Genomic DNA, 12,684 nt, shown 5'->3' with positions numbered 1-12,684 from the left:
CGCGCGGTGCGCGTGGGCGGCGTCGGGCAGGATGGCGGACGTGCGGATCACGGTGGACCAGAGGCGGCGGCGACTCGTCGCGCAACAGCTCGCGCTCGCGACGGACCTGCCCGGACGGCCGGCGGCGCGCACCCCCGAGGACGTCGTCGACCGGCTGCTCGCCCTGCACGCCACCGACGCCCCGAGCGTGTACCTCTCCGTCCTCGCGCGCGTCCCCGACCTCGTGCTCGACGACGTCCGCGACGCCGTGTTCCGACGGCGCACCCTGGTCAAGGTGCTCGCCATGCGGCGCACGATGTTCGTCGTGCGGCGCGAGACGGTGCCCGTCGTGCACGCGGCCGCGGCGCTCGCGGTGGCCCGACGGCTGCGCGCCCACCTGCTCAAGCAGCTCGCGACGCTGCCCACGGACCCGCCCGTCGACGACGCGGCGACCTTCCTCGCCGCCGTCGAGGCCCAGGTGCACGGCGCGCTCGCGGAGCACGGTCCGATGGACGGCGCGAGCCTGTCGAAGGCCGCGCCGCTCCTGCGCACCGCGTTCCTGCCCACCACCGCCAAGACCTGGGACGTGCGCCGCACCATGACGTCCCCGCTCACGGCGCTGCTCTCGGCCGAGGGCGCGGTCGTGCGGGGCGAGCCGCGCGGGTCGTGGTCGTCCAACCGGCACGTCTGGTCGCCGGTCGAGGACTGGTTCCCGGGCGGCATCCCCGCGATGGACGAGGCGGTCGCGCGCACGGCGCTGGCCCGGTCCTGGCTCGAGGTGTTCGGCCCCGCGACGGTCAAGGACCTGTCATGGTGGACCGGCTGGAACCTGCGGGACACGCGCGCCGCGCTCGCGGGGCTCGACGTCGTCGCCGTCGAGGTCGAGACGGGCACGCCCGACGACCCGGCCCCGCAGGCCGGCGTGATGCTGCGCGGGACCGACCTGCCCGGCCCCGAGGAGGCCCCGCTGGAGGGGAGCGTCGCGCTCCTGCCCGCCCTCGACCCGACGACGATGGGCTGGGCCGCGCGCGACTGGTACCTCGGCCCGCACAAGGCCGCGGTCTTCGACACCATCGGCAACGCCGGCGCGACGGTCTGGTGGGAGGGCCGGATCGTCGGGGCGTGGGTCGTGCGCCCCGGCGGGGAGCCCGCGTTCCGGCTGCTCGAGGACGTGGGGTCGGACGCCGAGCGCGCCGTCGCCGCGGAGGCCGAGCGCATCGCGGCGCTCCTTGGCGGCGACGGCGTGACGGCGTCGTTCCCGACGCCCCTGTACCGCGAGCTCCACGCTTGAGCGCCACGGCCACCGTGAGTGCGGGGTAGTCGTCGTCCCGGACGTGCTGCGACGACGACTACCCGGCACTCGGCAGGGCGGTCAGAGGTAGCGCAGCGGGTCGAACTCCTCGAGCGGGATGATGCGCACGCGCGGCAGGACGGTCGTGAACGCCCCGGCGTGGTCCTCGAGGTCGAACACCTGCAGCCCGCGCCCCGTGAGCTCGGTGAGCCGCACGTTGACGAACTCGCGGAAGGCGAGGACGCCCACGCGGCGGTCGGGGTCCTCGAGCAGCGTCTCGACCTGCGGCAGGAAGTCGCCGTCGTGGCTCGCGAGGAGCACGTCGCCCGGCTGGTCGACGATCGCGTCCAGCATGCGCTGGATACCGATGTCGACGACCTTCTCGCTGCTCGACCCGGCGAGCGGGATCGGCCGGTAGCCCATCGCGAGCAGCGCCTGCACGAACGACATCGGCATCTGGCCCGACGACGCGTTGAGGAAGAACAGCGGCGTGACGTCCTGGCCCCAGGCCTGACGGGCGAACTCCACGATGCGGTCCCACCGTGGCCGCTCCTCCGGCGCGGGCCGGTGCCCCAGGACGTTCATGCCGAGCGTCGCGTCGATGTTCTCGCCGTCGACGACGAGATAGGTGCGGCGCGGCGTCGTCAGCGTTCGGCCGTCGGGGGTCTGGAGGTCGGACATGCTGGTCAGCCTATCCGCGCGGCGGTCGCCTGCCATGTCCACGACGTGGGTGTTTGCGTCGGGGTACCCCGGAGTGGGTACCGTCGGACCTCGTGACCACGTACGACACCGACGCCACGGCCGCAACCGGAACCGTCCGGATCACGGTCGTCCAGAACTCCCCGGACGTCACGCTCGACGGCTTCGCCGAGCTGCTCGCCGCCGACCTGCGGGTCGTGCGCGCGGACGACGGCGACGCGATCCCGTCGGCGGACGAGGTCGGGGACGGCCTGGTCGTCCTCGGCGGGCACATGTCCGCGCACGACGACGAGCGCGCGCCCTGGCTCCCCGCGCTGCGCGAGACCCTGCTCGCGACCGCGACGACCGGCGTCCCGACGCTCGGCATCTGCCTCGGCGCCCAGCTCCTCGCCGTCGCCGGCGGCGGCCAGGTCCAGGTCGCCGCGCCCCCGGGGCGCGAGGCCGGCGCGACCCGCGTGTTCTGGCGGGCCGACGCCGAGGCCGACCCCGTGCTCTCCGCGCTCGCCGCGGGCGACGCACCGGTGCGGTACGTGACGAGCATGCACGCCGACGCGATCGTCGACCTCCCGCGCGGCGCCGTCTGGCTCGGGTCGTCCAACATGTACCCCTACCAGGCGTTCCGCCTCGGCTCCGCGCTCGGCGTGCAGTTCCACCCCGAGACGGCGCGCGCGGGCTTCGAGGCGTGGTGCGACGCGTACGACGACGTCGACACCGCCGCCGCACTGTCCGGGTTCGACGAGCACGCGCCGGAGATCCTCGACGGCGGCCGACGCCTCGCCGAGGCCTTCGTCGCCGAGGTCCGCACGACCGTCGGACGGAGCGTCCCGGCCTGACCTCACGCCGCGGCCCTTCCGCGGGGGAGCCCGCGCGACCTGGGTTTCTCCTTCGGCGGACCGGGGGTCTCGCGGGCCGTCACCAGTCGGAGGTCGGGGCGTCCTGGGTCGTGGTGCCGGATTCGATCGCGGGCGTGACCTGGGTGGGCGACACCTGCGGCGCGGGGGACGACCCCTGCTTGAGCGCGGCGAGGCGAGCCTCGATCTCGACGGCCTCGCCGGACGTCTCGAGCTCGGCGAACTGGGAGTCGATGCTCGACGCCGCGACCTCGGCCTGGCCGATCGCCTGCGCCTCCTCGCGGCGGACGATCTCCTCGTAGCGCGAGATCTCGCTCGTGGGGTCCAGCACGTTGATCGAGCTGATGGCGCCCTGGACGGTCTGCTGGGCCTGCGCGCTCTTCTGGCGCGCGACGAGGGAGTCGCGCTTGGACTTCAGCTCGCCCAGCTTGTCCTTCATCATCGCGAGGCCGGACTTGAGCTTCTCGACGGACTCGCGCTGAGAGGCGATGAGCGGCTCGGCCTGGCGGACCTCGCCCTCGGCGGAGATCTGCTTGCCGAGCGCGATCTTGGCGAGGTTGTCGAACTTGTCGGCGTTGGCGGTGTCGCCCTGCTGCCGGTAGCGGTCGGCCTGCGTGGACGCGGCGGCGGCCTTCTGGCCCCACTCCTGCACGGCGGCGACGTCCTCGTTGTAGTCCTGCTCGGCGAGGCGCAGGTTGCCGATGGTCTGCGCGACGGCCTGCTCGGCGTCGGCGATGTTGTTCGTGTAGTCGCGCACGAGCTGGTCCAGCATCTTCTGCGGGTCCTCCGCGTTGTCCAGGAGCGCGTTGATGTTCGCGCGGGCGAGCTGCGCGATCCGTCCGAAGATGCTCTGCTTCTCCGCCATGGTCGTCCCTCTCTGATGAGCCGTCTCGTGCTGGTCGGTGCTGTGTGCTGGTCCGTCTCGTCCGTGGTCCGGTCTGGTCCGGGGGGCTCGCAGTCTGGTCAGAAGCGCCCGCCGCGGCCTGAACGCCCGCCCGACGAGCGTCCGCCCGAGCGCCCGCCCGACCGGCCGCCGCCGAAGCCGCCGCCGCCGGAGCCGCCCCCGAAGCTCCCGCCCCCGAAGCTCCCGCCCCCGAACCCGCCGGACCGGCCGCCGCCCCCGCCGCGCAGGATCGAGTCGAGCAGGATCCCGCCGAGCACCATCCCCCCGACGTTGCTCCCGCCGCCACCGCCGAACATCCCGCCGCCCTGCGACGACTGCCAGCTCGACGCGTCCTGCTGGGCGCGCTGCGCGGCGGACTGCGCCTGCGCGTCGGCCTGCTGCGCGCGCTCGAGCGCGGCGACGGGGTCGGTCGGCTGGAGTGCGCGGGCCTCGCCGAGCAGCCGGATCGCCTCCGAGAGCCGGGTGCGTGCCTCGGGCCCGACGGCGCCGCGCCGGGTCTCGATGAAGTCGTTCGTCGCGCGGACCTGCGAGTCGACGCGTGCCAGCGTGTCGCGCAGGAGCGCGTTCGCGCGCGCTGCCTGCTCGGCACGCTCACGGAACGGGGCGAGCGCGGCGTCGAGCGCGGCCTCGGCCTCGGTGAGGCGCCGCAGCGCCGTGAGGGGGTCTCCGCCGTCGCGCGCGGTCCCCGCCGCGGCCGCGGCGGCCTGCGCCTCCGCGAGGGCCGGGGCGACGGCGGGGTCCGCGGGGGCGAGCCGGCCGGCGTCGGCGATGTCGGACGTGATCGAGGCGAGGCCACGGTCGAGGCGCGGGCCCGACTCGGCGAGGTCCGCGCCGGCCCGGTCGACGGCGTCGAGCAGCGTGACCGCCTGCCCCACGGCGTTCTGCGCCGCCCGGGCGAGGGCCACGGCCGCGGCCCGGTCCTTGCCGGCCAGCGCCTCGCGGCCCCGGGCGACGGACTCGCGGGCGTTCGCGACGAGCGCCTGTGCCTGGTCGGGGTTCTGCGCGACGGACGCGAGCGACGTCGGCGGGTACGTGCGAGCGAGCGCGTCGAGCGTCGCGCGCGCCGGCTCGACGCGGGCGAGGACCTCGCTCGCGCGCTGGTCGGTCTCGTCGAGCACCTGCGGGGCGCGCGCCTGGAGGTCGCGCAGCTCGTCGAAGGTGCGCGACTGGGCGTCGAGGGACGCCGCGACCTCGTCGCACAGCGCGACGATGCGGGCCATCGCGTCCCGGGCCTGCGGCTCGGTCTCGGGGCGGTCGTCGTCGAGCTGCTGGCGCAGCATGAACGCCTCGGAGACCTTCTGCTTGCCCTCGGCGAGCGCGGCGGAGAACTGTCGCGTCGCCTCGAGGCCGAACTGGGCCTGCGCGAAGCCGAGCTCCTGCTCCGAGGTCTTCACGGCGTCGTCGATCGCGACGAGCGCGGCGCTCGCGCGCCGGTTGAGCTCGTCGGTGGGCAGGGCCGCGAGACCACCCTCCGCAGGGACCCCGCCCGGGGTGGTGCGGCGGCGCTTCGCGACCGACCGGACGACCAGCACGACCACGAGGACGAGCACGCCGAGGCCGAGCAGGACCCAGAACCAGGACACGCCCCCGGAGCCCTGGCTCGCGCCGCGCGCGACCTCGGTCGCGGCGATCGCGGCGCCCGCCCAGTCGTCGTCCCGCAGCTCGTCCTCCACCGCGGCGGAGATCCGGTCCAGCTCGGCGTCGGTGAGGGACACGTTGTTGTCGTAGGAGAGCCCGTAGCGGCGGTCCTCGGTCGCGACGGCGAGCAGCAGGTCGTCCACGCCGAGCCCGGACGCGTTCGCCGTGGCGTTCGCCCAGTCGACGCCGTCCATGCCGTCGAAGCTCGCGACGTACACGACGAAGAGCTGGAGGTCGGTGTCCTGCGCGAGGCGGTCGAGCGCGTCCTGGACCGCGTCGGTCCGGTCGCCGAGCACGCCGTCGGGGTCGGTGATCTCGTCGGCGACGTCCATCGGGGCCACAGCGTGGGCGGTCGCGGCGGGGAGGAGCAGGGCGAGGCCGGTCACGAGGGCGACGAGCGCCGCCGCGACGAGGGCGAGCGACGCGCGCGCGCCACGGTCCGCGGCGGCGCGGGGGAGCGAGGGACGGTGGGCCGTGCTCACGCGCCGATCCTTTCCCAGCCCCTGGGGTCCCGCAATCGGGGCCGGGGCGCCGTGGGGCGCACCGCCGTCGGCCGGCACGACGGCGGAGGCCCGCCTCCCTCTCGGGGAGACGGGCCTCGTGACGCTCGACCGGTGCGGTCGGTCACCCGCAGGTCAGCGCCGCGTAGGGCGCGCTGACCTCGCTCGTGACGCCTCCGGCGACCGCGCTGACGACAGCGTCGCCCGCCGCCACCGAGGCGGCGCGCACCGCGAACGACTGGTACGCGTTCGCGCCCGGGGCGACGCTCGCGACGGTGCGCGACCCGAACGGCGTCGAGAGCGTCACCGCGAGCGGCGCGTCGCCGCCGTTGGTCGCCCGGACCGCGACGTACGCCGTGCCCGCGAGGCAGCGCGTCGTGGCCTCGACCGTGACGTCGGCCTCCGCGGGGAGGTCGGTCGGGTACGCCACGACCTGCGGGGACGCGAACGAGCCGACGGCGGGAGCGCCCGTGTCGTTGACGACGTGCTCGATGCCGCCCGACCCGTTGAGGAAGACGCTCGTCATCGACCGGAACGTCACGCCTGCGCGGACGGGCGCCTGGATGCCGCTCGCGACGCGCACGTCGACGCCCTGGTTGAAGAACGAGTACACGCCCAGCCCGACGGCGTCGTGCCGCCGGACGTGGTCGCCCACCCGGTACGACGCGTACCCCGTGCGGTCGCCGTCCATGAACGCGGCCTGGCTCGGCACGTCGTAGGGGATCTCGCTCTGGTAGAAGACCGTGCGGCCGCGCTCGCCGTTCCAGATCGTCTGGTTCTTCTGGTAGTGCTCGACGAACAGGCCCGTGGCGGTCACGTCGTCGCCGTTCACGACGACGCCGTGGTCGCCCGTGTTCTGGTCCCACCCGATGCCGCTGCCGTGGTCCCCGCGCCAGGCCCAGATGTGGTCGAGCAGCACGTGGTCGCTGTTGACCTCGATGCTCGTCGTCGCCTTGCCGACCCACGGCCCGCCGACGCGGACGAACACGTCGGTGAGCGTCGTCGGGTCGGCGGCGTCCGCCACGTGCGCGTCCGCCGGACCGACGCGCACGAGGACGTCCGACTCGACGGGTCCGGCGTCGACCGTGATGCCCGCCACCTTTACGCCCGCGACGTCGCCGATCTCCAGCGCCGCGGTGCCCGACGTCGGGGCGAGGGACGCGTAGCCGAGGCCGAGCACGACCGTGTCGGGGTTCTCGACGCGGATCGCCTCGTCGAGGTGGTAGACGCCGGGCGTGAGCAGGAGGTTCTTGCCGGTCGCGAGGGCCGCGTTGATCTCCGCCGCCGAGTCGCCCTCGTGGGCGACGAAGAAGGCGTCGAGGGAGAGCTTCTGGCCCGCGTCGGCGTCGGTCGACCAGTCGACGCCGCGCGTCTCGGTCCGCGCGTGCGGCACGAACACGGCGAGGTCCTCGCCGTCACGGAACAGGAACGGCGCCTCCCGGCTCAGCGGGGTCGTGTCGAGCGTCGTCTTGTTGCCGGTGGTGCCGTCGGGCCGGGGGCCGAAGTCCGTGGCCGGGGCGCCCTCGACGCCGGAGAACACCATGTTCCACACGCCGCCGTCCCAGGTGCCGACCTCGGAGTTGCGCGTGTACCACTGCTGCTGCGAGCCAGTCACGAGGCGGCCCGAGACGCGCGAGTTGGCGAGGTAGCCGCCGCTCGCGTACTCGCCGAAGCGGCCGAAGACCGTGAGGTCGCCCTGGATGTCGACCCGGCGCAGCGGCGCGGCCTGCGACACCGCGAACCGGAGCTGGTGCGGGTCGGTGATCCCCGCCGGGAACGGGCGGTTCACGTCCTCGTCGACCGGGCGCTGGATCGGGTTGATCGCCACGTTGCTCAGCGAGCGCCAGAAGCGCGTCAGCGAGCCCGGGTCCTGGCAGCTCCACGGGTTGTTCGGGCAGCTCACGACCGGCTGCACGCTCAGCGCGCCGTTGATGAGCACGTCGTCCGGCTGCGCGCCGAGGCCGGCGATCGCGGTGTAGTAGCCGACCTCCGCGTTGACGATCCCCGTCGCCGTCGCGGGGTCGTCTTGGCCGGACGCGTCGCCGTAGACGCCGGGCTCGAAGAACACGGCGTGCCGGTCCTGGCTGAACTCCGCCTCGTCGTTGATCGACGCGAGGTAGGTGTTGATCTGGTCCACCGACCACGAGTCGTCGATGAAGACGACGTTCGGTCCGAGGTCGGGGTCGGTGGCCGGGGCGGCCGTCGCGGGGGCGCCAAGCGCCACGCCCGTCGCGGCCACGGCGAGCGCCGCCACGCCCGCACCGGCGGCGCGGGCTCGACGGGCTGTCCTGCCCGCGCCGGGGATGGTCGTCGAGAGGGTCACGGTGGGTGTTCTCCTTCGAACAGGGGGCCGGCACAGCGCGCCGACGCCGGCGCGACGTCGCGCCGATGCGGGGAGCCTAGGGCACAACTGACTGTCTTGTCAGTAACTTCCTGGGAGCGCTCTCACATCGTGGGACGTGCGCCGAGTGCTGGGGATCTGTCGGCAGAACCGCCCCGGACGACACATCCCCAGCACTCAACGGAGCGGGGGCCTCGTCACTGCACGACGCCCAGGTCCTCCGCGTCGACGATGCGATAGGCGTACCCCTGCTCCGCCAGGAACCGCTGGCGGTGGGCCGCGAAGTCCTGGTCGACCGTGTCGCGCGCGACGACGGCGTAGAAGTGCGCGGTGCGGCCGTCGGACTTGGGCCGCATGACGCGGCCGAGGCGCTGGGCCTCCTCCTGGCGCGACCCGAACGACCCGGACACCTGGATCGCGACCGAGGCCTCCGGCAGGTCGATGGAGAAGTTCGCGACCTTCGACACGACGAGCCGCGAGATCTCGCCCGAGCGGAACGCGTCGAACAGGCGCTGGCGCTCGCGGACCGTCGTCGCGCCCGTGATGAGCGGCGCGTCGAGGTGCTGCGACAGCTCCTCGAGCTGGTCGAGGTACTGGCCGATCACGAGCACCTGGTCGTCCGGGTGCTGCGCGACGATCTGCTCCACGACCCGGTTCTTGCCCGCGGCGGTCGCGGCGAGCCGGTACTTGTCCTCGGGCTCGGCGACGGCGTACGTCATGCGGTCGGACTCGGGCAGCGTGAGGCGCACCTCGACGCAGTCGGCGGGCGCGATGTAGCCCTGCGCCTCGATGTCCTTCCACGGGGCGTCGTACCGCTTGGGCCCGATGAGCGAGAACACCTCGTCCTCCCGGCCGTCCTCGCGCACGAGCGTCGCGGTGAGCCCGAGGCGGCGGCGCGCCTGCAGGTCCGCCGTCATGCGGAAGATCGGCGCGGGCAGCAGGTGCACCTCGTCGTACACGACGAGCCCCCAGTCGCGCGCGTCGAGCAGCTCGAGGTGCGTGTACACGCCCTTCCGCTTGGTCGTCAGCACCTGGTAGGTCGCGATCGTGACGGGCTTGATCTCCTTGCGCGCGCCGGAGTACTCGCCGATCTCGTCCTCGGTGAGCGTCGTGCGCCGCACGAGCTCGTCGCGCCACTGGCGCGCGCTCACCGTGTTCGTCACCAGGATGAGCGTCGTCGTCCCGGACTTCGCCATCGCGCCCGCGCCGACGATCGTCTTGCCCGCGCCGCACGGCAGCACGACGACGCCGCTCCCGCCGTGCCAGAACCCGTCCACCGCCTGCGCCTGGTACGGGCGCATCTCCCAGGGCTTCGGCTCCTCGCCCTCGGCGCGGGGCGGCGTCGTCGGGCTGAGCGCGATGGCGTGCTTCTCGCCGTCGACGTACCCCGCGAGGTCCTCGGCGGGCCAGCCGAGCTTCACGAGGACCTGCTTGAGGTGGCCGCGCTCGGACGGGTGCACGACGACGGTCGTGTCGTCGATCCGCTCGCCCACCAGGCCGGCGGTGCGCTTGGACTTGAGCACCTCGGCGAGGACGGCGCGGTCCGTCGCCTCGAGCACGAGCCCGTGCGTCGGGTGCTGCGCGAGCGTGAGCCGCCCGTACCGCGACATCGTCTCCGCGACGTCGATGAGCAGCGCGTGGGGCACGGGGTAGCGCGAGTACTCGATGAGCGTGTTGACGACCTGCTCGGCGTCGTGCCCGGCCGCGCGCGCGTTCCACAGCCCGAGCGGCGTGAGCCGGTAGGTGTGGACGTGCTCGGGGGCGCGCTCCAGCTCGGCGAACGGCGCGATCGCCCGGCGCGCGTCGTCGGCGCGCGGGTGGTCGACCTCGAGCAGGAGCGACTTGTCGCTCTGGACGATGAGAGGTCCGTCGGTCATGTGTCTCCTTGCCGAGGTAGAGCCGTGGTCGCGCGAGGTGGAGCCGTGGTGCCGCGAGGTCGAGGCGTGGTCGTGACCACGGTTCTCCCTCGCGCTACCAGGGCTCTACCTCGGCGGGGTGTCGGGGGTGACGGACGCGATGCGGTGGACCGCGACCGTCAGCTCCGCGTCGCGCGCGGGATCCTGCGCGCGCAGCCGTCCCGCGTCGAGGGTGAGCGGTCGGACGCGGCGGCGGTCCTGCGAGCCCGTCGGTCCGACGACCTCGAGCCAGACCAGCGCCCCGTCGGCGATCGCCTCGCGCAGCAGACCCAACGCGGCCACCGGGTCGGATGTTCCCTCCGCAGGGCCGTACCCGTCGGCGCGTCCGTTCGTGCCCGACGGCGTCCGCTCGCCCGCGCGCGTCCCGTCGCCCTCCGCGAGGGCCGTCCGTCCGGGCCGCCCGCCCGCGCCGTCCCCCGCGCGCTCGGCGGAGCGCGCGTCCTCCGCGCGCAGGCGGGCGACGAGGTCCGCGAACCGCTGCGTGCGCTCGGCGGCGCCGCCCGGCTCGTCGACGCGCGCCCCGGAACCGGGGACGACGCCGGTCCGCACGCGCCCGCCCGCGCGCCGCCCCGCGGTGGCGACCCGGCCGCGTCGGGACGGTGCGACGCCGTCGGGAGCGCCCCGCCGGCCGGCCCGGTCCGCGACGAGCACACGCCCGTCCGGGCCCTCGACGACCGCCGGCACGCCGCGGGCGCGCAGCGCCTCCTGGAGCTCCCCGGCGGGCGCGGCCGACGCGAGCACGGTCGGCGCGAGGAGCACGAGGCCCAGCCCGCGCAGCGCCGGGTCCTCCGCGATCCCCGCGAGCAGCACCGGGTCCTCCGCGCGCACGTACGACGACGCCGTCCCCACGCGGACCCGGCCGTGGCGGCGCGCCGTGTCGCGCACCAGGTACTCGAGCGGCTGCGGCACGGGGGTGCGCGAGTGCGCGGCGAGCTCGGCGAGGAGCTCGTCGGCCGTCGCGCCGCGGTCGAGCGCGCGCAGGACGGAGTCGGGTGTGAACCGGACCGTCGTCGCGGCGCCGCGCGACTCGACGTCCGCCGCGACCTCGACGAGCCGCTCGAGCGTGCGCGACGGCCGCCCCGGTACGATGCCCGTGAGGTCGCCCTGGAGCAGCAGGTCGTCGACCTCGGCCGGGAGCACCGCCTCGAAGGCGGCGCCGAGGTCCGTCGGGCCGGTCCCGGACGACGCCTGCACGTCGTCGGCACCGAGGAGGACACGTCCCGGGGGAGCGAGCGCGCCCGCACCGGTGACCCCGAGCAACGCGGCCTCGCGCAGCAGCCCCGCGACGGCCTGCTCCGGTGGCACCGCCCGCGGCGTGCGCCACCGCAGCACCGCGACGACGTCGGCCGCGGCGAGCGGGCGCCCGGGGGCGAGGTCGAGGACGTCCAGGACGGACCGCCGCAGCCGGGGCACCCAGGGGCGCCACAGCTCCGGGTCGAGCGCGGCGCGCAGGGCGCCCTTCTCGTCGCGGCTGCCCACGAGCCAGGGGGTGCGGCGCGAGCGCCACCAGCCGCGGGCGAGCGTCGCCCAGCGGTCGCCCAGGTCGTCGTCGAGCCAGTCCTCCGCGGCGAGCGTCGGGGCGAACGTGGGCGGGTCGTCGCCGTCGTCGGCCACGAGCCCCGCCGCCGCGGCCAGCTCGACGACCGCGGCCGCCGTCGGGTCGTCGACCTCGAGCGCGACGGCGGCCCGCCGCAGGTCGCGCACCCCGAGCCCGCCGGCGCGCAGGACGCCCGGCGGGTGCTCGGTCCAGTGCGTCACGAGCCGCGCGACGAGCCGCACGGCCTCGAGCCCGGCGCTCGCGGACTCCGCGTCGACCGTCGCGGGCGGGAGGTCGCGGACGTCCGGGACCGGAGGAGCCGTCCGGACGTCGCGATGGGTGCGGCCACCGCGCAGGGCGAGCCCGACCTCGCGCGGCAGCACGACGTGCCGCTCGTCCGTCGCACGCAGGTAGCCGTGCTCGACGAGCCAGTCCGTCGCGCGCCGCGCGGACGCGTCCGCGCGGGGGGCGACGCCGACGGGCGGTCCCCACGTCAGCGCGTCGAGGATCGCCCGGGTGCCGGGCGGGGCGTCGTCGGGCAGGTCGCCCCTCCCCGCCGCGCCCGCGTCGCCCGCGGCGAGGGCCGCGACGGGGCCGAGGCCGGCGGGGTGAGAGCCGAGGACCTCCGCGACGCCCGGCGCCGGGCGGAACCCGGCCGACCGTGCGCCGGGGGTCCAGACGAGCGCGAGCTCGTCGAGGAGGGCGAGCGCGGAGGTGACACGCGCGCGGTCGACGCCCGTCGCCCGCGCGACCGCCGCCGCCGTCGCGGGCGACCCCACGGAGTCGAGCACCAGCACCGCCTCCAGGACGTGGAGCGTCAGCTCGTCCAGCCCGGCGAGCGCACGCTCCAGGCTCGTCCGGTTCATCGCGCGCGCGGCGAGCGAGAGCAGGGTCGAGGGCGACGGCGTCGCGAGGTCGGGCCGCCGCCGGAGCAGCGCGACCAGGGCGGCGTCGTCGCGCTGGCGCAGCGACTCGCTGTACGTCGGAGCCCGCTCGGGCCGGGAGGTGGCCATCCGTTCGATGTTACG

The 12,684-nt window shown here is 75.2% G+C and carries 8 protein-coding genes; 2 read left to right on the top strand and 6 right to left on the bottom strand.

All coding sequences use genetic code 11. The features are described 5' to 3' along the window. Positions 1 to 40: 40 nt before the first annotated feature. Positions 41 to 1,270 carry a winged helix DNA-binding domain-containing protein gene (locus ABWU78_RS09275; RefSeq protein ID WP_439158160.1) on the top strand — a complete coding sequence of 410 codons (1,230 nt, stop codon included), beginning with the start codon at positions 41 to 43 and terminating at the stop codon, positions 1,268 to 1,270. A gap of 81 nt (positions 1,271 to 1,351) precedes the next feature. On the opposite strand, the gene ABWU78_RS09270 is transcribed toward ABWU78_RS09275, so the two are convergent. Continuing rightward, positions 1,352 to 1,951, bottom strand: a complete 600-nt coding sequence (locus ABWU78_RS09270; RefSeq protein ID WP_353708486.1) for an NYN domain-containing protein — start codon at positions 1,949 to 1,951, stop codon at positions 1,352 to 1,354. Between the two features lie 92 nt (positions 1,952 to 2,043). On the opposite strand from ABWU78_RS09270, the gene ABWU78_RS09265 reads away from it, so the two are divergent. Next, the gene (locus ABWU78_RS09265) at positions 2,044 to 2,802 is read left to right on the top strand and encodes a type 1 glutamine amidotransferase (RefSeq protein WP_353708487.1); all 759 of its coding nucleotides are present in this window, start codon (positions 2,044 to 2,046) and stop codon (positions 2,800 to 2,802) included. Between the two features lie 79 nt (positions 2,803 to 2,881). Here the strand turns inward: ABWU78_RS09265 and ABWU78_RS09260 are convergent, their stop codons facing one another. From ABWU78_RS09260 to ABWU78_RS09240, 5 genes are all read right to left on the bottom strand, one after another. Further along, a complete protein-coding gene (locus tag ABWU78_RS09260) occupies positions 2,882 to 3,685 on the bottom strand; it encodes a PspA/IM30 family protein (protein WP_353708488.1) in 804 nt (267 codons plus the stop codon). A gap of 98 nt (positions 3,686 to 3,783) precedes the next feature. Further along, positions 3,784 to 5,844 carry a TPM domain-containing protein gene (locus ABWU78_RS09255; RefSeq protein ID WP_353708489.1) on the bottom strand — a complete coding sequence of 687 codons (2,061 nt, stop codon included), beginning with the start codon at positions 5,842 to 5,844 and terminating at the stop codon, positions 3,784 to 3,786. Between the two features lie 142 nt (positions 5,845 to 5,986). After that, the gene (locus ABWU78_RS09250) at positions 5,987 to 8,185 is read right to left on the bottom strand and encodes an adenylyl cyclase (protein ID WP_353708490.1); all 2,199 of its coding nucleotides are present in this window, start codon (positions 8,183 to 8,185) and stop codon (positions 5,987 to 5,989) included. Positions 8,186 to 8,400: 215 nt separating this feature from the next. Continuing rightward, positions 8,401 to 10,080, bottom strand: a complete 1,680-nt coding sequence (locus ABWU78_RS09245; protein WP_253052684.1) for a DNA repair helicase XPB — start codon at positions 10,078 to 10,080, stop codon at positions 8,401 to 8,403. A 105-nt stretch (positions 10,081 to 10,185) separates the two neighbouring features. Next, entirely contained in the window at positions 10,186 to 12,669 is a 2,484-nt protein-coding gene (locus ABWU78_RS09240) for a helicase-associated domain-containing protein (RefSeq protein WP_353708492.1), read from the bottom strand. Between the last annotated feature and the right edge of the window lie 15 nt (positions 12,670 to 12,684).

It is taken from the genome of Cellulosimicrobium sp. CpK407 (assembly GCF_051844275.1).
Taxonomy (GTDB): domain Bacteria; phylum Actinomycetota; class Actinomycetes; order Actinomycetales; family Cellulomonadaceae; genus Cellulosimicrobium; species Cellulosimicrobium cellulans_G.
Note: the sequence above shows the minus strand (reverse complement) of the source record. Positions and strands in the feature narration are given on the sequence as shown.